Origin of the sequence: Fontisphaera persica (assembly GCF_024832785.1) — a bacterium.
Taxonomy (GTDB): Bacteria; Verrucomicrobiota; Verrucomicrobiia; order Limisphaerales; family Fontisphaeraceae; genus Fontisphaera; species Fontisphaera persica.
In genome coordinates this window covers 791,567-813,748 of sequence record NZ_CP116615.1, presented here as the reverse complement: position 1 = coordinate 813,748, position 22,182 = coordinate 791,567, and the positions used below count along the sequence as shown (strand labels likewise).

The 22,182-nt window shown below is 60.3% G+C and carries 14 protein-coding genes; 13 read left to right on the top strand and 1 reads right to left on the bottom strand.

The annotated features are described in order from the left end of the window. Positions 1-34: 34 nt before the first annotated feature. On the bottom strand, positions 35-1,072 hold the full coding sequence (locus tag NXS98_RS03065) for a TIM barrel protein (protein ID WP_283846997.1): 1,038 nt from the start codon (positions 1,070-1,072) through the stop codon (positions 35-37). Between the two features lie 182 nt (positions 1,073-1,254). On the opposite strand from NXS98_RS03065, the gene NXS98_RS03060 reads away from it, so the two are divergent. The 13 genes from NXS98_RS03060 (at position 1,255) to NXS98_RS03000 (ending at position 22,127) form a co-directional block, all read left to right on the top strand. After that, positions 1,255-2,100: a c-type cytochrome gene (locus tag NXS98_RS03060; RefSeq protein ID WP_283846996.1), complete on the top strand. Its 846-nt coding sequence runs from the start codon at positions 1,255-1,257 to the stop codon at positions 2,098-2,100. Between the two features lies 1 nt (position 2,101). Next, positions 2,102-5,728 (top strand): nitrate reductase subunit alpha, encoded by a 3,627-nt coding sequence (locus NXS98_RS03055; RefSeq protein WP_283846995.1) that lies wholly within the window; start codon positions 2,102-2,104, stop codon positions 5,726-5,728. Positions 5,729-5,753: 25 nt separating this feature from the next. Beyond that, on the top strand, positions 5,754-7,259 hold the full coding sequence (narH, locus tag NXS98_RS03050) for a nitrate reductase subunit beta (RefSeq protein ID WP_283846994.1): 1,506 nt from the start codon (positions 5,754-5,756) through the stop codon (positions 7,257-7,259). Between the two features lie 10 nt (positions 7,260-7,269). After that, positions 7,270-7,947, top strand: coding sequence for a nitrate reductase molybdenum cofactor assembly chaperone (gene narJ, locus NXS98_RS03045; RefSeq protein WP_283846993.1), 678 nt, complete (start codon positions 7,270-7,272; stop codon positions 7,945-7,947). After that, positions 7,944-9,260 (top strand): respiratory nitrate reductase subunit gamma, encoded by a 1,317-nt coding sequence (gene narI / locus NXS98_RS03040; RefSeq protein WP_283846992.1) that lies wholly within the window; start codon positions 7,944-7,946, stop codon positions 9,258-9,260. Before narJ ends, narI begins: the two co-directional genes overlap by 4 nt. Before the next feature lie 15 nt (positions 9,261-9,275). Then, a complete protein-coding gene (locus NXS98_RS03035) occupies positions 9,276-10,376 on the top strand; it encodes a cytochrome b (RefSeq protein ID WP_283846991.1) in 1,101 nt (366 codons plus the stop codon). Positions 10,377-10,400: 24 nt separating this feature from the next. Continuing rightward, a complete protein-coding gene (locus NXS98_RS03030) occupies positions 10,401-10,991 on the top strand; it encodes a hypothetical protein (RefSeq protein WP_283846990.1) in 591 nt (196 codons plus the stop codon). Next, on the top strand, positions 10,988-12,331 hold the full coding sequence (locus tag NXS98_RS03025; RefSeq protein WP_283846989.1) for an MFS transporter: 1,344 nt from the start codon (positions 10,988-10,990) through the stop codon (positions 12,329-12,331). Before NXS98_RS03030 ends, NXS98_RS03025 begins: the two co-directional genes overlap by 4 nt. 2 nt (positions 12,332-12,333) lie before the next feature. Continuing rightward, positions 12,334-13,716, top strand: a complete 1,383-nt coding sequence (locus NXS98_RS03020; protein ID WP_283846988.1) for an MFS transporter — start codon at positions 12,334-12,336, stop codon at positions 13,714-13,716. Then, positions 13,713-14,180 carry an MOSC domain-containing protein gene (locus NXS98_RS03015; RefSeq protein ID WP_283846987.1) on the top strand — a complete coding sequence of 156 codons (468 nt, stop codon included), beginning with the start codon at positions 13,713-13,715 and terminating at the stop codon, positions 14,178-14,180. The genes NXS98_RS03020 and NXS98_RS03015 overlap by 4 nt, the downstream gene beginning before the upstream one ends. After that, the gene (gene mobA / locus NXS98_RS03010; RefSeq protein ID WP_283846986.1) at positions 14,177-14,758 is read left to right on the top strand and encodes a molybdenum cofactor guanylyltransferase; all 582 of its coding nucleotides are present in this window, start codon (positions 14,177-14,179) and stop codon (positions 14,756-14,758) included. The genes NXS98_RS03015 and mobA overlap by 4 nt, the downstream gene beginning before the upstream one ends. Positions 14,759-15,020: 262 nt before the next feature. Continuing rightward, positions 15,021-15,947, top strand: coding sequence for a polyprenyl synthetase family protein (locus NXS98_RS03005; protein WP_283846985.1), 927 nt, complete (start codon positions 15,021-15,023; stop codon positions 15,945-15,947). A gap of 186 nt (positions 15,948-16,133) precedes the next feature. Further along, entirely contained in the window at positions 16,134-22,127 is a 5,994-nt protein-coding gene (locus NXS98_RS03000; RefSeq protein ID WP_283846984.1) for a M36 family metallopeptidase, read from the top strand. Positions 22,128-22,182 lie beyond the last annotated feature (55 nt).

The following is a 22,182-nucleotide window of genomic DNA, read 5'->3' as shown; positions in this document are numbered from 1 at the left end:
TGCCCCGCCCTGCATCCGCCTGGTGGCCGCGGCGTTAACGCCCCATCAAATGCTCCAGCACCATCTGGTCCAGCGCCTGGTAATCGCGGTTGGCGATGAGTTTTTGGGCGGTCTTTTCGTCAAAGGTCCGCGCTTTTTCCACCAGGCGCAGGAAGGTGGCGCGACTGTTGAGGAGATGCGCCATCCAATGCTCTTCCTTGGTCGTCCGGAAAGGATGCACATCAAAGGCCACATACTCGCCCCGGCGGCCGTAGCCGTTCCGCTCGAGGGCGCGCACCTGATTGAAAGCCACGCGCAAATTGGCGCTGCCGAAGGGTTTGTCCTGGTCAAACTTAAGTCCGTTCTGGTCGTTGAGGTGGATGCTCCAGAGCTTGCCAAAGGACATGGCGAAATCAATTTCGTCCGCCGGGTCCAATCCCGCCAGAATGGCATGGGCCGTTTCAATCAGGCAGCCCACGCGCTTGGGGTCGCAGGTAAGTTGCGCCAGGGCCAGGGCATGGCCGATGGTGGGAATGTAGGCCAAGTCCATCGGCTCGTTGGGCTTGGGTTCGATGGCGATGCGGATTTTCTTGTCGTACTGCAATTGCGCGTCAATGGCCTCCACCAGGTAATCCACGCATTTGCGGGCATTTTTGGCCTCGCGGAGGTACGAGCCTTCGCGGGCCAGCCAGAGCACGATTAAATCGGTGCCCAAGTAGCGCGCCACGTCAATGCAACGTTTGGAGCGCTCGATGGCGTATTGGCGGCATTTCGGGTCGTTGCTGGTGTAGGCGCCGTCAATGGTCATGGGGCTGAACCAGAGGCGCGGAGCCACGATTTCCGCCGCAATGCCAAGGTCGTCCAGGCGCCGCCGCAACGCTTTGGCTTCGTCGCGGATTTGGGCAGCGCTCTTGTGGTCAATGTCCGGCACGGCATCATCGTCATGAAACATCATGGCATCAAAGCCGTGTTTCTTGAGCTGCTCCAGCTTCCAGTCGAAGGTCTGCGCTTTGCGGGTGGGCGGCCCGTAGGGGTCCTGACCCTCGCTCAAATTCCACGGGCCAAAACAAAACTTGTAGTTGGTTTTTGACATAGGCTTTCTGGGAACTAATACCGTTATTGCCCGGGTCTTGAAAGCAAAAAAGCCGGCACGCGGTGTTTTGGCAGGGGCGCCCTGGGAGCAGGGAGAGGATTCCATCCCATTAGTTTTACTTCATCATACAATTCTTGACGTGAATCAATGTCGCCCCGCCAGTGATGCGCGATGCTGCCGCCATGCAACCTGCCGCAAGCCATCGTGGGTGGTGGAGAGCCACATGGGGCGTCGTGCTCACGCTGGGGCTGGTTTATCCGGTCCGTGCCGGCGAACTGGCGACGCCCGCGCCTACCACGATGGCCACGGGCCAAGTGGCCGCCGCGGAAGCGCCGCAGCGGGACCTGGCGGCGGCGCGATTTTTGATGATGTGCGCCGGCTGCCATAGTGTGACCGGGGCCAAATTGAGCGGGCCGGAACTGACGCCGGCCACCACGTGGCCGGAGGACCAGCTCAAAGCAGCCATCAAAAAAATGGAGCCGCGGGTGGGGCCGTTGTCCGAGGACGCGCTGATAGAGCTGACCGCGCTGCTGAAAGCCGCCGACTTGCGGGAACGGCTCAAGGTGGAAGGGGAACGGATGGCGGCGATGTTCATGGCCAAAATGGAGCCGGGAGACGCGGCCAAGGGGCGAGCGTTGTTTTTTGGCCAGTTACCCCTGCGAAATGGCGGTCTGGCGTGCGCCGCCTGTCATGTGGCGGAAGGACGCGGCGGCAACCTGGGGCCGGCATTGAATGGCATTTACCAAAAAGCGGGCGGCGAGATGCCGCTGCTGTCGGCGATTAAGCAGGCCAAATACAAAATCATGGAGCCGCATTATACGCGGCATCCGGTGACGCAGCAGGAAGCGCTGCATTTGACCAAATATCTGGCGACGCTGGACCCCCACGACACCCGCATACCGGCCCCGTGGTTTGCCTCGATTGGGGCGGGCGGCGCGGTGGTTGTGCTGGCGGGTTTGTATGCCTGGTTGAAATCCCAACGCGCGCATCGGTCCCACGGGCTGACGCGGCGCCGCACCAATTCCTGACATGAGCTGGATTCAAGACCTGTTTGCCCCGGAGGAGCGCACCTGGGAAAGTTTTTACCGGACGCGCTGGAGCTACGACAAGGTGGTGCGCAGCACCCACGGGGTAAATTGCACCGGGTCGTGTAGCTGGCAGATTTTTGTGAAAAACGGGGTGGTGGTGTGGGAGTTGCAGGCGCTGGATTATCCCGTGATTGACCGGCAGATTCCGCCCTACGAGCCGCGCGGCTGCCAGCGGGGCATATCGTATTCATGGTATCTCTACAGTCCGATACGCGTGAAATACCCCTACGTGCGCGGGGTGTTGCTGGATTTGTGGCGAAAGGCGCGCCAGCAGCATCCGGAGGACCCGGTGGCGGCATGGGAAAGCATCGTAACGCAGGCCGAAAGCCGCAAGAAATACCAACAAGCGCGGGGCAAGGGCGGTTTCCGACGCAGCACATGGGCCGAGGTGAATGAATTGATGGCGGCGGCCAATTTGTCCACGATCCGCCGCTTTGGGCCGGATCGGATTGCGGGGTTTTCGCCCATCCCGGCCATGTCCATGGTCAGCTATGCGGCCGGAGCCCGGTTTTGTCAATTAATGGGCGGGGTCTCACTCTCGTTCTACGACTGGTACTGCGATTTGCCGCCCGCCTCGCCGGAAATCTGGGGGGAGCAGACCGATGTGGCTGAAAGCGCCGACTGGTATCATTCCAAGTTCATCGCTGTTGTGGGCTCCAATGTGTTGATGACGCGCACGCCCGATGCGCATTTTCTGGTGGAGGCGCGGCATGGCGGGGCCAAGGTGGTGGTGTTCGCACCGGACTTCAGTCAGACCGCCAAGGTGGCTGATGAATGGATCCCGCTGCATCAGGGCAGCGATGCGGCCTTTTGGATGGCGGTGGGGCATGTGTTGCTGAAAGAATTTTATGCCGAGCGGCAGGTGCCGGCGTTTCAGGATTATCTGCGGCAATACAGTGATGCGGCGTTTCTGGTGACGCTGGAACCGCAAGCCGATGGCACGTACCGCGCGGGTCATTTGCTGCGAGCGAGTCAACTGCCGGAGACCCGCGGCGAGGAACATGCGGACTGGAAATACTTCGTGGAAGACGAAGCCAGCGGGAAACTGCGGCTGCCACAGGGCACGGTGGGGCATCGCTGGCAGAAGCGCAAAGGCCAGTGGAATTTGAAGCTGGAAGACACGCAGGGCCGCCCGATGCGCCCCCGTTTGGAGCTGAAGGGGGTGACCGACCGGACGGTGGGAGTGCAAATCACTGATTTCTCCGAGGGCACCCATCAGCGGGTGTGGGTGCGCCATGTGCCGGTGCGGGAGGTGACCACCATCAACGGGCCGGTGCTGGTCACCACCGTGATGGAGTTGTACTACGCCCAGTACGGCGTCAACCGCGGTTTGCCGGGTCAGTGGCCGGACGGATACGCGGACGACACGCAGCCGTTCACCCCGGCATGGCAGGAGCGGTTCACGGGGGTCAACAGCGAGGTGGTGACGCGGTTTGCGCGGGAGTGGGGCCGGACGGCCGAGCACACCGGCGGGAAATGCAGTGTGATCATCGGCGCGGGGGTCAATCATTGGTACCACAACAACCTCATTTATCGAGCTGTCATCAACGCGCTGATTTTCTGCGGTTGTGTGGGCAAAAACGGCGGCGGCTGGAATCACTACGTGGGGCAGGAGAAACTGGTGCCGCAGACGGCGTGGGCCCCGATTGCTTTTGGGACGGATTGGGCGGGGCCGCCGCGCCAGCAAAATACGCCGTCCTTCCATTACCTGCATTCGGACCAGTGGCGGTATGACCAGGACTTTCAGGAAATGTGCCCGGTCAGCAATGTGCGGCATCCGATGGCCCAGGGGCACACCGCGGATAAACAGGCGCTGGCGGTGCGGCTGGGCTGGCTGCCGTGCTATCCGCAGTTCACCCGGCACAACTTCGAGCTGGTGCGGGAGGCGGAAAACGCCGGGGCCAGGACGGAGGAGGAAATCATTGCCTACGTGGTGCGCCAGCTCCGGGAGCGCAAGGTGCGTTTTGCGATGGAGGACCCGGACAATCCGGCGTGCTTCCCGCGGATATTTTACATCTGGCGCGGCAACGCGCTGACCTCCAGCGCCAAGGGCCACGAGTACTTTCTCAAACATTACCTGGGCACGCATCACAATTGCATTGCCGAGGAAAGCCGCCCGGCGGTGCAGGAGGTGACATGGCATGACAAGGTGGAGCTGGGGAAGATGGATTTGATTGTGGACCTGAACTACCGCATGGACACCTCGGCGCTGTATTCCGACATTGTGCTGCCCGCGGCGACTTATTACGAGAAGGATGATCTCAATTCCACCGACATGCACAGTTTCATCCACCCGTTGCAGGCGGCAGTGCCGCCCTGCTGGGAAAGCAAGAGTGACTGGCAGATTTTCCGGGGTCTGGCCGCGGAAGTGTCCCGGCTGGCGGCGCGGTATTTTCCAGCGCCGGTGAAGGATGTGGTGGCTTCGCCTCTGCAGCATGATACGCCGGCGGAACTGGCCCAGTTGACGGTCAAAGACTGGGCCAAAGGGGAATGTGACCCCATACCCGGCAAAACCATGCCGCATTTGAAGGTGGTGACGCGCGACTACGTGAATCTATTCCACCGCTTCATTTCGCTGGGGCCCAATTTCCGCAAGAACGGGCTGGCCATGCATGGAACGCATTTTGACGTGGATGACGCCTATGATGCCTATTTGCTGACGCACCCGGTGGAACGCTGGGGCGGGGGCACCTATCCCAGCCTGCGCGAGGACCGGGACGCCTGCGAAGTCATTCTGCACTTTGCGCCGGAAACCAATGGCGAAATGGCCTGGCGGGCGTTTGTCTCGGAGTCCGAAAAAACGGGCCTGGATCACACGCACCTGGCGCGGGACAACCGGGGTATTCGATACACTTTTGAGGATTTGATACAGCAGCCGCGCCGGGTGCTGACCACGCCCTTCTGGACCGGCATCACCAATGGCCGGCGCACGTATGCGGCGTTCTGCCAGAATGTGGAGGAGCTGATACCGTGGCGCACCCAGACAGGCCGGCAGCATTTGTATCTGGACCATGAGGCATACGTGGCGTTTGGCGAAAACCTGCCCACGTTCAAGCCGCGCGCCGAGCTGCGGCAAACCCGCGATTTGCAGCAGACCGGCGCCGCCGACGGCGGGCTGGTGCTGAATTACCTGACGCCGCATGGCAAATGGCACATACATTCCACCTACGGCGACACCCTGCGCATGAAGACGCTCTCGCGGGGATGCTACCCGGTGTGGATCAACGATCGTGATGCCGACCGGCTGGGCATTGAGGACAATGACTGGGTGGAGGTGTTGAATGACCACGGGGTGGTTTGCACCCGGGCGGTGGTGAGCGCCCGCATTCCGCCAGGCATCTGCCTGCTGTATCACGCCACCGAGCGCACGCTGGGCATTCCCAAATCGCCCTCGCGCGGCTTGCGGCGGGCCGGCGGCCACAACAGCCTGACGCGGGTGCGGTTGAAGCCGCTGTTCATGATTGGGGGCTACGCGCAGTTCACCTACGCCTTCAACTACTGGGGGCCACAAGGGGTGAATCGCGACACTTTTGTCATCCTTCGCAAACTTAGGAAACTGGTGTGGTAAAGCCATGCCTCAAACCTGACCCTTTATGGATGTACGCGCGCATGTAGCAGTGGTTTTTCACCTGGACAAGTGCATTGGCTGCCACACCTGCAGCATTGCCTGCAAGAACGTGTGGACGGACCGCCCCGGCGCCGAGTACATGTGGTGGAATAATGTGGAGACCAAGCCCGGGACGGGCTATCCCACCCAATGGGAAAACCAGGATAAATTCAACGGGGGCTGGCGCTGGCGCAAGGAGGGAGAATCCCTGGAGCTGCGGTGTCAGAACCGGGCGGACGCCTTCCTCAAGTTGTTTTACAATCCCAACCAGCCGACGCTGCAGGATTACTACGAGCCCTGGACGTATCGCTATGAGGACCTGTTCCAGGCGCCGGCAGGAAAAGATCAGCCCACGGCCATTCCGGTATCCCTCATCACCGGCGAGCCGATGGACATCAAGGCCGGGCCCAACTGGGACGACGATTTGTCCGGCTCGCCCGTATATGCGGAAAACGATGTGAATTGGGAAGGGCTGAGCGAGATGGAGCGGGCGCAATTGTTTGAAATCGAGCGGCTGGCCATGTTTTATCTGCCGCGCATTTGCAATCATTGCGCCAATCCCAGTTGTGTGGCGGCCTGTCCATCAGGGGCGATCTACAAACGGGGTGAAGACGGCATTGTGCTGATAAATCAGGAGAAGTGCCGCGGCTGGCGTGCCTGTGTGGCGGCCTGTCCTTACAAAAAGATTTATTACAACTGGAAGACGGGCAAATCGGAAAAGTGCATTCTCTGTTTCCCCCGGCTGGAGACCGGCCAGCCTCCGGCCTGTTTTCATGCGTGCGTGGGACGCATTCGTTATCTGGGGGTGCTGTTATATGACGCGGAGCAGGTGCCGCGGGCGATGCAAGTGCCCGACCGGGCATTGGTGGAATCCCAACGGACGGTGATTCTCAATCCTCACGACCCCGGGGTGGTGGCCGCCGCCCTCAGGAACGGCATCAGCGAGGAGTTTTTGGACGCGGCGCAGAAATCGCCGGTGTATCCCTACGTGGCGCAGTGGAAACTGGCCCTGCCCCTGCACATTGAATACCGCACGCTGCCGATGCTGTTTTATGTGCCGCCGCTGCTGCCCATCCTGGGAAAACGCGGCGAAGGCGGTTACGGGCACAACGCGGATGGTTTTTTTGGCAGTCTGGCGCAGGCGCGCCTGCCGATTCGATACCTGGCCCGGCTGTTCAGTGCGGGCAATGAGGAGGTTATCGAGGCGGTGCTCAAGAAATTGATGGCGGTGCGGTATTTCAAGCGGTGGGAGAGCGTGCGTGACCTGCCCGAAACCGAGGTGCACAAAATCTTGCGGGACGCCCAGACCACGCCCGAGGAAGCGCACGCCATTTACCAGCTCACGGCCCTGCCGACCCAGTACCAGCGCTATGTGCTGCCGCCTTTGCAGCGGGAGGAAGCCATTGAATCCTCCTGCAGTCCGGAGGCCTGCAAGGGCTGCACGGGCTTTCATCTTTCCAGTGCGATGCACTCCGTCACGCCACGTGCCTGAACTTGAATGTATGTCCAACCCAACCTTCATGGTCCCGCTCGAAAATGAAGCCGCCAACTCCACGGCAGGCTGGCAATGTCTGGGGCGCCTGCTGGAGTATCCGGGAGCAGATTTCGCCGCTCGATTGACCGAGGCCGCCAGGATGATGCCGGGGTGGAGTGTGGCCGTCCGCCAGGCCTGGGAGCGCTTTTCGTCGGCTGTGGGGCGGATGTCCCCCGATGAGCGGGAAGAATTGTACACTGCCACTTTTGACCTCTGTCCGGCCTGTGTGCCCTATGTCGGCATCCATTTGTTTGGTGAAGAAAACTACCGGCGGGGCCGGTTCATGGCGGCCTTGTTGGAGCGATATGCGGAGGAGGGTTTTGCAACGGGAGGTGAATTGCCCGATCATCTGGCTGTACTGCTGCGCTTTGCCGCGCAAACCGAGGACGCCGAACAGCGGGAATTGACCCAATTTTGTTTATTGGGGCCGCTGCGCCGCATGCAGGAATCCCTGGCCGAAGAACATCCTTATCGGGCGTTGCTGGAAATGGTGGAAGAGGCGCTCAAAGAGACCCACCCTGGCGTGGCGCCTGCGCCGTGTCCGTTGGCCGGGGTGAAGGAAGTTTCCGCCGGCGGATGCGGCTGTTCGGCTTCATTTTTGGCGGGCATCCAAGGTGGCGGCGGCAACGGAAAGGAGGAGTTATGATGGACGCTTTTCTGTTTGTGGGACTGCCCTATTTATCATTGTTGATTTTTGTGGTGGGCTGCCTCTGGCGGGCGCGCCGTGAGAAGTTCACCCTGACGGCGCGCTCATCCCAATTTTTGGAAGACCGCCAGTTGTTGTTTGGCTCGACGCCCTGGCACATAGGCATCGGGATAGTGCTGCTGGGGCATCTCATCGCGGTTTTATTTCCCAAAGTCTGGGCCAGTCTATTGACCGTGCCGGGGGCGCTCCTGGCCGTGGAAACGGTGGGGGTGGCGTGTTCTCTGCTGGCCGTGGCGGGCTTGAGCGTGCTGCTGGTGCGGCGGCTGACTTCGGGGAGGGTGCAGGCGGTGACCACGCCGGCGGATTTAATTGTGGCGGGCTTGTTGCTGGTGCAGGTGGTGGTGGGTCTGCTTTCCGCCATTCATTATCGCTATGGTTCGGCCTGGAGCACTGGCACGGTGGTTCCCTATTTTTGGGGCCTCATTAAATTGCAGCCGGACATGAGTTACGTCACCGGCTTTCCCCCTTTGTTCAAATTACATCTCACCCTGGCGTGGGTGATGGTGCTGCTGGTGCCTTTTACCCGCCTGATACACCTGCTGGCACTGCCGTTGCAATACTTGTGGCGGGCGCCCATTTGGGTGGTGTGGAATAATGCCCGGCGCCGCCGGGAAGCCGCGGTGGCGATGGCGCGCGCGGAAAGCCGCCGTGAATTTCTCAAGGGGGCCGTGGGCGTGGCGGGAGCAGGTGGATTGCTGGCCCTGGGCGTGATGGAGAAAGGTGTGAGCTATTTCCGCGGGCCGCGGCTGGAGCCGGAAATGGAGGCGGAGCTGCTGACCAAAAAATTGCAGCGCCTGCAGCAGACGGCGGAGGAACGGGAACTGGAATTAGAGCGGCAGCGCAACCCAATGATACTGGTGGCGCGTTACAGTGAGCTGACGGAGAACAAGGGGAAGTATTTCATTGATTACTCGATGGCGCCGGCGCTGGCTTTCAAGGGCAAGGACGGCCTGCCGCTGCTCATCTCCGCCAAGTGCACGCATTTGGGCTGCACGGTGGGCAGCGAAGTGGATGCCCAAGGGCGCATCCTGTGTCCCTGCCATGTTTCGTATTTTGACCTTCGCACAGGGCGGCCGAATGAGGGCGCGCCAGCCAAAGCTCCTCTGCCCCACCTTGGCTGGGCTTTGGTGGATGCGAGCGGCAAAGTAGTCGCCCGCAAATCTCCCCGGGGGCCGGTGGAAGGGGACGTGGACCCTGCCGCGTTGGCCCAGTGCAGCGTGTATATCATCAAACCCCAAGCGTCTGCGACTTGAAACAGCCCTGATGCCATGAACCTGCTGGCTTTCATCCAACGTGCCGAAACGTACCTGGGCGAGCGGCTGCCGGTGCGCAAGCTCAATTACGACGCCCTGGTGCGCAAGAAGGAGGTGCCCGTGCACCGTCTTTCGTGGGGCTACTATCTGGGCGGTCTGGCCTTGTTCTTTTTTGCGGTGCAGGTGGTCACCGGTCTGATGCTCCTGTTCTATTACCAGCCCACCGTAAGCGATGCGCATGCCTCGGTGGAATTCATCACGGAGCATGTTCCGGGGGGCGCACTGGTGCGCAACATGCATGCGTGGGCTTCTTCGATGATGATTGCGGCGGTGATGGTGCATCTGCTCACCACTTTTGCGATGAAGGCCTTTGCCCGTCCCCGCGAGCTGACCTGGGTAAGCGGGGTATTGTTGTTGTTCATCACGCTGGGTTTGGGCTTTACCGGCTATCTGCTGCCCTGGCACCAAATCGCCGTCAATGCCACCAAGATAGGCCTGCAATCCATAGAGGAGGTTGGCGCTTATCTGCCGGGCGCCCTTGCCGAATGGCCCCGTCTGGTCAAGGAAACCATTCAGGGCGAGGCGAGCGTGGGACAGGCCACGCTCAGCCGGTTTTTTGCGCTGCACGTGGTCCTCCTGCCGCTGGCGATGGTGGCGGTGCTGGCCCTGCATTTATTTTCGGTGCAGCTTCATGGCATGAGCCAGGGAGTGGATGAGCCCCCCCGGCGCAAGGAAAAGTTTTTCCCTGCGTTTTTCATCAAAGACCTGTCGGTCTGGGGAGTGGCCTTCATGGTGTTGTTTGTAGTGGCCCTCTGCGTGCCCTTTGAGTCTTTCTATGCCTATCCCCTGTTTGAACCTTATGATCCCAAAAGCTCCACTCCCGACGGCATCAAGCCGGAGTGGTATTTCTACTTCATCTATTATCCGCTTGAGATTTTACCCTTCTGGGTGGTGCTGCTCCTATCGCTGGCTGCCGGCGTGGGATTGTGCTGCACGCCATGGATTTTCCGACACACCAGCCGCCGCACGCTCCGGCTGCTGGCCGTATTGGGGGCCTTGTACCTGGTAATCATGACCTTGTTTGGTGAACACATCTACCGCTTGTTCAAAGGCTGAGCCATGAAAACCTCCTTTCCAAGTATGCTGCGATGGCTGGCCCTGGCGGCAGCGCTTCTCCCCGCAAGCCTGGGGGCCTATCCGGAGTACCATGCTTTTGTGGTAAAAAACTCCGGCCGCCCCATCAACTGCGCCCTGTGTCATCGCCATGCGGATGGACCAGATGGCGCCGCCCCTGGCCAACTGGGCCGTCTGACTTCGGAAGCGCAGGAGCGCCTGGGACGGGCGCGCTCCGCATTTGAGCCGGGGGTCAAAGTGGACAGTCCCATTCTCAACGCCTTTGGCAATCACATGGTGCAGGTGCTGGGCCGCAAGCAACTCATGGAGTTGAAAATGGCGCCGGAACAACTGGCGGAGCGCCTCCCCGCCGACAGCGATTTGGACGGAGACGGCATTCCCGATGTGCGGGAATTGCGGGACGGCACGCATCCTTTGAATCGGAACGACGGGCACCCCTGGCTTTTGTTCCGCCATAACCTGATGCGCAATCTCACCCAAATCGCCCTGACCCTGGCCGCCACCGCTGCCGGGCTGTGGGGGTTGAGCCATTGGTTGCGCGGCTTTGCCGCCGCCACTCAAATCAAGGACGAGGAAGAAGAAAGTGAATCAGCATGAACCACACCAGCTCCACCTTAACTGACTGGCGCCCCGAAGACCCGCAATTCTGGGAACAAACCGGCAAGGTGATTGCGTGGCGCACGCTGGCCATTACCACGGTGGCGCTAGTACTCTCGTTTGCCACCTGGTTTGTGGTGAGCGCGGTGGTGGTGCGGCTGCCGGCCATTGGCTTCAAATTCACCGACATGCAACTGTTCTGGTTGACCGCCATGCCCGGGCTGGCGGGCGGCACGTTGCGGCTGGTGCACATGTTTTTGATTCCCATTTATGGGACCCGCAAGGTCATCACGGTCGCCACCTTTGCCAAATTGCTTCCCTGCCTCGGCCTGGGCTTTGCCATACTCAATCCCAACACGCCTTTCTGGATGTTTCTCATCCTGGCGTTTCTCGCCGGTTTCGGGGGTGGCGATTTTTCGTCCTTCATGCCCAGCACGAGCATTTTCTTCCCCAAACGCCTGCAAGGCACCGCCCTGGGGATTCAGGCGGGTCTGGGCAATTTCGGTGTCAGTCTCACTCAATTTTTGACACCGTGGATTATCACGATTCCGCTGGCCGGCGGCCTGCTGGGCGCCGCCCAGACCATGACGAAGGGGGGCCAAAGCGTCCAAATCTGGCTGCAAAACGCGGTTTTCATTTACGTGCCGTTTCTGGTGGTGATGGGGATGCTGGCCTGGATTTTTCTGCGCAGCGTGCCCGTGCGCGCCTCCTTCCGCGAGCAACTGGACATCTTCAAGAACAAACACACCTATTTTTGCATGATTACCTACATCATGACCTTCGGCTGTTTTTCCGGGCTGGCGGCGGCGTTTCCCATGTTGATTAAAACGGTGTATGGCAAGTTTCCCGAAGCTCCTGATCCTTTGAAATATGCCTTCTATGGCCCGTTGATTGGCTCGGCGATGCGGGTCATCGCCGGTCCGCTGACCGACAAATGGGGCGGGGCCATTCTCACGCACCTGTGCGGCCTTGGCCTCATGGCGGGGTGTGGCGTGCTGGTGTTTAGCGATTTGCTCGCTCCCACGTCGGTAGAGCGATTCCCCTGGTTTGTCGGCGTCATGCTGGGGATGTTTTTCTGCACGGGAGTGGGCAACGCAGCCACGTTCCGGCAGTATCCGCTTATTTTTGCGCATTCACCGCGGCAGGGGGCGGGGGTAATCGGTTTCACTGCGGCGGTGGCGGCCTACGGTCCGTTCGTCTTTTCCTTGTTAATTGGATGGGCTGCCTCAGCCACAGGTTCGGCCCGTCCGTTTTTCCTGGGCTTGCTGGCCTACTGCGCCCTGGCCACGGCTATCAATTACTGGTTCTACACCCGCAAGGGCGCGGAAAAACCCTGTTAGTTATGAATGGAATAGCCAACCCTCTGCAGGAGGCCAAGACCCCCTCGGCTTCCCTGTCCCTGTCGGTTGAACGCACGGAATCGGCTTCGCGCAATCTGATTCTCACGCTGTCCACCACGGCCTTTACCTTGATGTTTGCCGTGTGGCTGATGTTTGGCGTGTTGGGCATTCCCATCCGCCAGGAGTTTCAATTAACCGAGGTGCAGTTTGGCTGGCTGACCGCCATTGCGATTTTGAATGGTTCCATCTGGCGGCTGTGCTTTGGCATATTGACTGACCGTTACGGCGGGCGCCGGGTGCTGACGCTCTTGGTGGCAGCCACCGCCCTGCCAGCTTTTCTGGTCAGCCGCGCCTCCAGCTTCACCGAATTGATGTTGTATGCCTTTTGGGTGGGCATGGCGGGCAACGCTTTTAGTGTCGGCATTGCCTGGAACTCCGCCTGGTTCCCGCGCGAGAAACAGGGATTCGCCCTGGGGGTGTTTGGCGCCGGCAATGTGGGAGCATCTGTGACCAAATTCATCGGTCCGGGTTTGATAGCGCTGGTGCCTGCCGCCGGGCTGGCCGGAGGGGTGATACCAGGGGGCTGGCGGTTTGTGCCGTTTTTATATGGCATATTGTGTCTGGTGATGGCGGCCGCGTTATGGTTGTTCACGCCCACTGAAGACCGCACGCCAGGCCAGGGCCGTCCTTTGCGGGAGTTGTTGCGCCCGTTGCGGCAAGTGCGGGTGTGGCGGTTCAGTTTGTATTATGTGGTGGTCTTTGGAGCCTATGTGGCTCTTTCCGTCTGGCTGCCCAAGTACTACGTGGACGTGTTCAAGATGCCCTTGTCACATGCCGCATTGCTGACGGCGCTGTTCATTTTTCCGGCCAGTTTGCTCCGGCCCCTGGGAGGGTGGCTGGCGGACAAGTTTGGGGCGCGCCGCACGATGTACTGGGTGTTTGGCAGCATGTTGGGGGCGCTGTTATTGTTATCGGCGCCCAATGGCCATATTGTGCTGTACGTGCCGGAGCGTTACGCCGCCAGCGGCCAGATTGAAACCATGCGCTTTGTCATGGGGCCAACGCTGTTCACCTTTCTTGTTTTCATTGTGGGTTGTGGCATGGGCATCGGCAAGGCCGCGGTGTACAAATACATTCCCGAATATTTTCCCAAGGATGTGGGCGCGGTAGGCGGGCTGGTGGGGCTGTTGGGGGCGCTGGGTGGTTTCTTCCTGCCGCCGCTGTTTGCATACGCCTATAAAATCACCGGCATTCCGCAGACGACCTTTGCCATACTTTTTTTGCTCACGTTGGTGAGTTTGGCCTGGTTGCATTGGGTGGTGTGGCATATTCTGCATCAGGCCACTCCGCAGTTGAGCAATCAGTTTGAAATCAAGCGGTCATGATGCGCATCCGTCATCTCTATATTTCGCCGGGCCACAACTATTTTGGTCATCAGGGGCAGCCGCCGGACCATCATCCGGTGGTGGAATGCGACCAAATTGAATGCGTGGCGGGCCGGGGCATTACGGGTGACCGTTTTTTTGATTACAAGCCGGATTACAAAGGACAAATCACCTTTTTTTCCTGGGAGGTGTTTCAGGCGCTTTTACGGGAGCTGAACCTTTCCCCTGACACCCCCCCCTCCGCCACGCGGCGGAACGTCATTACCGAAGGGATGGATTTGAATGCGCTGATTGGCAGGGAATTTGAATTGCAGGGTGTGCGCTTTGCCGGGGTGGAGGAGTGCCGGCCGTGCTTTTGGATGAATGAGGCCTTCGGGCATCCCCAGGCGGAAGCTTGGTTGAAAGGCCGGGGGGGGTTACGCGCCCGCATCATAAGCAGCGGCTGGCTGCGCAAAATGGTATGAATGCGCCCCCCGGCTTCACGGCAATGGTGCTGGCGGGGGGCCAATCCACCCGCATGGGACGGGACAAGGTGTGGCTGGAAGTGGACGGCCAGCCCCTCATTCACCGGCAATTGTCCCTGTTAAAACATCTGCAACCGGAGGCCATTCTGGTATCCTCGCCTCTCACCAAAGCCACACAAACGTTGGGGGTGCCAGTCATTCCGGACTATTACCCTGCACAAGGCCCGCTGGCAGGAATTGAGCGCGGACTGGCGACGATGACTTCCCCCCTTCTGCTGGTGCTGGCGGTGGACATGCCTCACATGAATGTCGAAATCCTCCAACGCCTTTTACATCACGCCACCCCGGAGTCGGGCGTGGTACCCGTGGTCAAGGAGCGCCTCGAGCCACTGGCCGCCATTTATCCACGGTGTGCCCTGGCGTCAGCCCGCGCTTTTCTGGAAGAAGGCTGCAATTCGGCCACCCAATTTGCTGAATGGACGCTGCACCTCGGCCTGACCCGGCGGCTGATGATGCCGGAACACACCTGGGCCGGTTTTGCGAACTGGAATTATCCCGAAAATGTGCGGGTTAAGTGAGGTTACAGCGGGATGCCCCCGGGCTTAACTCAGGCGCTAATGAAAAAAATTCAGGGAAACGGCGCGAGGCGCACTCCGACAAGATACTTCGGGACACCAAGGGGCATTCTTGTTGAAATTCTCTTGCACGGAGAGCAGGTCTTGAAGGCGGATTCATGCGACATTGGGGGCCGCCTGGCTCGGTGGGATGGGCCGGGCAGCGGGCAGGAAAATCCCCATTCCCCGCTTGCCTGAGAGGGTGATTTTATCCTATTGGTTTTTCATGGCATCGCGCAACCAAGCCAAACCTGTTAGCGCTCCCAGCTCGTTTGACCTCGGGGCTTTTCTTGATTCTTGTACGACGCTGGTCAACCGGGGACTGGACCGCTTTCTGCCCAAGGCCTCGTGCAAACCGGCCGTGCTGCACCAGTCCATGCGGTATTCACTTTTTGCCGGCGGCAAACGGATGCGGCCCGCGCTGTGCTTTGCCGCGGCCCAGGCCTGTGGCGGCCAGATGGAAGAGGCCGTGCCGCTGGCCTGCGCGGTGGAGTGCATTCATACTTACTCCCTTATTCATGATGACCTCCCCGCCATGGACAACGATGATTTCCGCCGGGGCAAGCCCACCAATCACAAGGTTTTTGGGGAGGCGATGGCGATTCTGGCGGGGGACGCGCTGCTGGCACAGGCATTTGAGATTGCCACTCATGCCCGAGGCTGGCCCCGTTACAGCCATAAGGACATTACTTATGAACTGGCCAAGGCGGCAGGGTCTCTGCAACTCGTGGCAGGGCAGGCGGCGGACCTGGAGGCTGAAGGCAAGCGTATTGCCCCCGCGCAACTGCGGTACATCCATGAGCGCAAAACTTCGGCTCTTCTTTGTTGTTCGGTGCGGCTGGGCGGCATGAGCGCCAACTGCACGCCCGCCCAGCTCGCGGCGCTGACGGATTTTGGCTATCATGTGGGGCTTGCTTTTCAGGTGATTGACGACATCCTGGACGTCACGCAAAGCAGCGAAAAACTTGGAAAAACCGCGGGCAAGGACATCACCGCCCAAAAGGCCACCTACCCTTCCATTGTCGGTCTGGAAAAATCGCGCCAGATAGCCCAACGGCTGACTCAACGCGCCTTTGCGGCCCTCAAACCTTTCCAAGGCAAAGCCGAGGCCTTGGAAGCCCTGGCGGAATATTTGTTGAAACGAGACCGCTAAGTGCCTTTCCTGCCGCAGGGCGCGGCCTGCCTGTCAATCGTTTGCGTTCACGCGCAATCGCGTGTAGGCTTTAACGCACAAATGCGTGGACATTTTCTGCTGGTTTGCTGCGGGATGGCATTGAGCCTGTGGCCTGGCCTTCCGCTTTTTGCCTTTTATCCGCCTCAGAAAGAGCCACCCCCGAATGTGGACCGCAGACTGGACGCGGTGCGGGGGCTGGCCCGTCAAGACCTGCCACCAACCAGAGAGGAGGGAGCACCTCCGAATGTGCGGGTGACTTATGATGGTTTGCTGCAAACACCGCGCTTTATCGTCGCGGAGCAAGGATTTCTGACCGGCCCGGAGGGCGCTGACGCCCCACCCGCCGCCTCCGGGCTGACGCGTGCCGCGCTTCGCCCACCTGCCGATCCTCACGCCCCGGTTAAGGCCTACCTCAACCGCCATGCCGCCTGGTTCAAGCATGGCGCGGAAGTGCTGGATTCCGCTCGCGTTGAGCGTGATTACGTCACGCCCCACAACGGCCAGCGCACGGTGGTTTGGCAGCAACAACTGGACGGATTGGATGTCTTTGGTGCTCATTTGGTGGGGCAAATAACGCGGAGAAATGAGCTGGCTGCCCTGTCCAGCGCGTTGTTGCCTCAACTGGCCAAAAAGGCGCCGGCAGGGGCGCGCCAGCGGGCCCTGCAAGGCACCCCTGCCCTCTCTGCTGCCCAAGCCTTGCGGCTGGCCGCGCTAGATGCGGGAGAAACCCCTCCCGAGGACCTGACGGTGACCAGTCAGTTGGAAATTCCCCCCCGCCCCGACCGCCGTCAGCGACTTCATTCCCCAGTCACCTTGGGCGAGGTTGTTGCGCGGCTGGTCTGGTTGCCGATGAATGCCCAAGAGTTGCGGCTGGCGTGGGAAGTGGTGTTTTATGGGCGCTCCTCAGGTTTCCTTTTCCGCGCGGTGGTGGATGCCGAAAATGGCACGGTCTGGATTCGCCATTGCCTGACCAAATACCAGGCAGAGCCGGCCGCGTACCGTGTTTTTACGGAACGCAGTCCACGGCCGATGTCGCCGGGATGGTCTTCTCCCTCGACTCTGGAGCCGGACATCGTGCCGCGCCAGTTGGTGACCTTGACTGCGCTCAATACCAATGCCAGCCCGCTGGGATGGCTGAATCCGGGCGATACGGAGACGCGAGGCAACAACGTCCTTGCCCATACTGATTGGGACGGCAACAACGAGCCGGACCTTCCCCGGCCGACCGCCAACAACCGGCTGTTTGATTTCCCGCTGGATTTGGCGAGCAGTCCCACCAATTCCTCTGCGGCTGCCGTGGTGAATGTCTTTTACTGGTGCAATTTTGCTCATGATCGTTTTCATGAGTTGGGGTTCACGGAGAGCGCCGGCAATTTCCAGCAAACCAATTTCAACCGGGGCGGGCTGGGGGGCGACGCCGTCCTGGCGGATGTTCAGGACGGCGAAGGTTTCAACAATGCCAATTTCTCCACGCCGCCGTATGACGGGATGGCCCCGCGGATGCAAATGTATCTGTTCAACGCCCCGCATCCAGACCGCGATGGGGCGTTGGATGCTGAAGTCATTCTGCACGAATACTCACACGGTTTAAGCGAGCGGCTGGTGGGCGCCGGTTATGGCATTGTGGAGTCCCAAACCGCGGGCATGGCCGAAGGCTGGTCGGATTTCATGGCCATGGCGTTGTTGAGCCATCCGCAGCAAAACTTGTCCAGCAATTTTCCCTTTAGCGCGTATGTGGCGCGCATGTTTGGCGGCCTGCTGGCGGAAAATTATTACTACGGCCTCCGGCGCTACCCATACAGCACCAACCTGGCGGTCAATCCGCTGACCTTCAAGGACATTGACCCCACCCAGGCGAGCCTGCATATCGGGGTGCCGCGTAATCCCGCGATTGGGACCAGCGCCTCGCAAGTCCATAATCAGGGCGAAGTCTGGTGCTCCGCACTTTGGGACATGCGCGCCAATCTCATCGCCCGCCACGGCTACGAAACCGGCAACTGGCTGGCCATGCAATTGGTGGTGGACGGGATGCGCAACTGCCCTGCCAATCCCAATTTTTTGAATGCCCGCGACGCCATACTCCTGGCGGACCGCATCAGCCACCAGGGCGCCAACCGCGCGGAAATCTGGGCGGCTTTTGCCCGCCGCGGCATGGGCGCGATGGCCAGCTCCCCCCCCAGTTACACGACCGTCGGCATTGTCGAGGACTTTAGTTTGCCGGAAGACTTTGACATTTCCCCCAGTGGCGAGCAAACCATCAACGGCATGGTGGGCGGGCCATTCTCGCCGGCTAGTCTGACGTTCGATTTAATGAACGCCGGACGGCAACCGCTGACTTGGCAGGCCTCGGCGACATCTTTGCTCAAGCTGTCGGCCACCAACGGTGTGCTGCAACCCCAGTCTTCCGTTTCCCTGGTGGTGAGCCTGGCCGGGATTGTCACTGAACTGCCGGCCGGCACTTACACGCAACAGGTTTTCCTGGTGAATACCCTCACCGGCTCCAACCAGGTCCGGAATATCCGCCTGGTCATTCGTGAGGAGGCTTCCTTTCTGGTCGAGTTTTTTGACCATGCGGATTTTGATTTGGAACACACCACGCTGACCTTCACGCCGGACAATTCTGCGGCGGGGTATCAGGTGTGCCGGCAGCCTGCCACGCAATTCCCCACTGATCCCAGCGGGGGACAGAGGATCATCCTGGGAGACGACTGGTATTTGCCCCTCACCATCACCAATGGGGGCACGGTCTCGCTCTTCGGCCAGCGCACCAACATTTTTTACATCAGCAGCAACGGTCATCTGACCACGCGCATGGGCAACACCCAGTATTTTCAACCGGAACTGTCCATTTTCTACGAGCAGCCGCGGGTGGCCGCGCTGTATGCTGATTTTCATCCGGGGCAATCCAATCTTTTCACCGGGGTGCTGGATGCCCGGGTGAGCTGGCGGCAATTGGCGGACCGCGTGGCGGTGACCTGGCAGGATGTGCCCGAGTATGGCATCCAAAACTCCAATTCCTTCCAGATTGAACTGTTTTTTGATGGCGTCATCCGCATCACCTGGCTGCGGATGGAGGCGCGCAACGGGCGCGTGGGGCTGGCCCCCGGCCGCGGCGTGCCGGCGGGGCTGGTGGAGACAGATTTTTCCAGCTCGCCCAGGTGCGGGCGCCAGTTGCAACTCTGGGTGCAAAACAGCACCGAAGGCCAGGGGACGGTTACCCAGGCAGGCCGAGTTTCGCTGCCCATGCCCGGGACGAATGAGGTGGAAGTGGCGTTGATTTCCGAAAATCCCGCCGAGGTGATTGTGCCTTCCTCGGTCACCCTGGCCGCCGGCCAAACCAGCCAATGGTTTATGGTGGTGTATCCGGATGATGCGCTCATTGACGGTCCGCGCCGCACGCGCCTCCTTGCCCAGGCGCCCGACTATAGCCCGGCACAGACGCTGGTCACGGTGTACGATAACGAGACGGCCCAACTGGAGCTGTCTTTCCCCGCCATGCTGATGGAAGGCGCCGGACTAGTCTCCACGGCAGGCGTTCTCCGCGTTTCGCCGCCGCCGCATGAAGCGTTGCTGGTGCGATTATACTCGCGCAACACCAACCTGGTGCAAATTCCCGCGCCGGGGTTTGTGATTGTCGGCAGCGGCCAGTCGCAGGTCCCGGTGGCGCTGCAGGTTTTGGATAATCAGAGCATTGAGGGGCTGAGCGCCGTGGCCGTGGAAGCGCAGGTGGAAGGCTGGCCCGCCACCAGCGCCAATGCCATGATTTTGGACAACGAAAACCGCCATCTCATGCTGCAGATACCCGCCCAGGTGGGCGAAACCTTCGGGGTGCTGAGCAATGCCGGCCGGGTCTTTTTGGCTGGCCCGCTGACCTTCGATTTAATCGTTTTGCTGGAAAGCTCCCAACCGACGCGGGTGCTGGTGCCGCCCACCCTGACCCTGGCCGCGGGGCAAAGCCAGGCGTTTTTCAACATCCACATTCTGGATGACAACCTCCGCAACGCAAGCAACGCCGTGATGATTACGGCCAGCGCTCCGGGCTTTTCCAATGCCACGGCGATCATCGTGGTGGATGACAACGAGACGCTGGCGGCGCCGGCGCTCATTTCTCCCGCCCACCAGGCCACGCAGGTCAGGCTCCCCGTGATGCTGGAATGGGCGTCGGACTACGGAGAATTACTGGAAAATGGAGGTTTTGAAACGGGCGATTTCCGGGGCTGGTCCAATGTGGTGAGTCCGGATGGCAGCGCTTTTATTATCAATAATGGCTCGCTACTCACGGCTCAGGGCGCCGGGCCTTTCCCGCCCCTCAGCGGCCGGTTCGAGGCGCTCTCGCATCCCTTGAGCGCCGGGCGTCGTGAATTAAGCCGGTTTGTCCAACTGCCGGCGGTGCCCGGGGTGTTAAGCCTGACTTGGCGGCAGTTCATTCGCAATTACGCCGAAGGATTTAATGACCGGCACCAATACCGGGTGGAATTGCGCGATGCTACCGGCTCGAATGTGCTGGCCACGCTGTTTCGCACTCAGCCGGGTGACCCGCTGCTGCAACCCCCCGAGCAACGGCAGGCCATGCTCAATGCGTGGCAGGGCCAAAGAGTGCAACTGGCTTTTGTGGTGGAAGACAGCCTGGGCTGCCTGAATGTCTCAGTGGATGAGGTGAGCTTGACGCTGCTCCCTCCGGACCCAGTCACGTTTGAGGTATATCTGGGAACTACCACGAATTTAACCCCAAGCCACCTGCTGGGCACTACCAACGGCAAATCGTTTCTGGTGGAATCCACACTGCAACCCTCGACCACCTATTATTGGCGTGTGGTGGCCGTGCGCGGCGAGGAGCGGAGTCCCAGCGCCATGTACCGTTTTACCACCGCCAGCGGGACGCCAGCGCCGCAAATCAGCTTCAATCTGCCGGCCAATTACACGACTGTCACCACCCCGTCCAATGTGCTGTTGAGTGTTTCCGCCACGGCTCCGGCCGGCGTGGTGAAGGTGAGTTTTTACGATTACGACACCAAACTGGGTGACGTTTTCACTCCCCCGTATCGTTTCAATTACCTGCTGGGCAGCGGTGGTCTGCGTCAATTGCGCGCCATTTTGCTGGACGGCAACGGGCAGGAAACGGTTTCCGCTCCATTGTACCTGGTGGCCAGGGCCGCGGGCGATCAACCCATTGCCTTCATCCCCGCCGGGGCGTCCTGGCGGTACCTGGATGACGGCTCCAACCAGGGGGCCGCATGGCGGCAATGGGATTTTAGTGATTCCGCCTGGAAAATCGGCCGCGGTCGCTTCGGTTATGGACTGGGCGGAGAGACCACCGTGCTGGATTTCGGACCTGACCCGGAAAACAAATACGTCACCACCTATTTCCGGGCTAAATTCACCAATCAAGCGGACCTGGCTTCGCTCACCCTTCGCCTGGTGGCGGACGATGGGGTGGTGATATGGTTTAACGAGCTGCCCATCCGCATCAACATGCCGCCGCTGAGCGAGATTACCTACAATGACCGCGCTTCGTCCGAGGTCACCGGTCCCAATCAAACCAATTTTGTGACCTACAGTTTGCATCCGTGGGTTTTGCCCCAAGGGCCCGTGCTGCTGGCGGTGGAATTGCATCAACACACGAATAATGGTCCGGACCTGGCTTTTGACCTGGCCCTTGAAGCCACGGGGAATTATCGGCCGGTGGTGAACCTCACCACTCCCGCGCCGGGAGCCGTCTTGCCTGCCGGGCAGCCGGTTCCGTTGGCGGTACAGGCGTTTGATCGCTATGGGCAAATTGTCCGCGTAGAGTATTTCGCCAACCAGGTGAAAGTAGGTGAGGCCACGGTTTATCCCTATGGTCTGACGTGGAGCAATCCACCCCCCGGCGCCTGCCAGATTACCGCGGTTGCGACCGATAATTCCGGCACTGCCACCACCGCCACGCCCGTCTGGGTGAGCTTTGGCGGCCCGGCACTCCTTCCGCCTGCCGCCACCGGCGGCGGCCTTTATCTGGCCTGGCCGGTTTCTGACCAGCCTTATCAATTGGAGTTTACCACGGGGATGAATCCCCCCGATTGGCAGCCGTTGCCTCAAGCAGCCTTCAGCTCCAATGGATTATGGCACGTTCTTCTGCCGCTGGACGGCTCGCAGCGTTTCTTCCGCCTCCGCAGCCCATGACGGGCGCCATCCTGGGCGGGATGGCCGAGGCTGACCGGCGCATGGGAGAAGCACG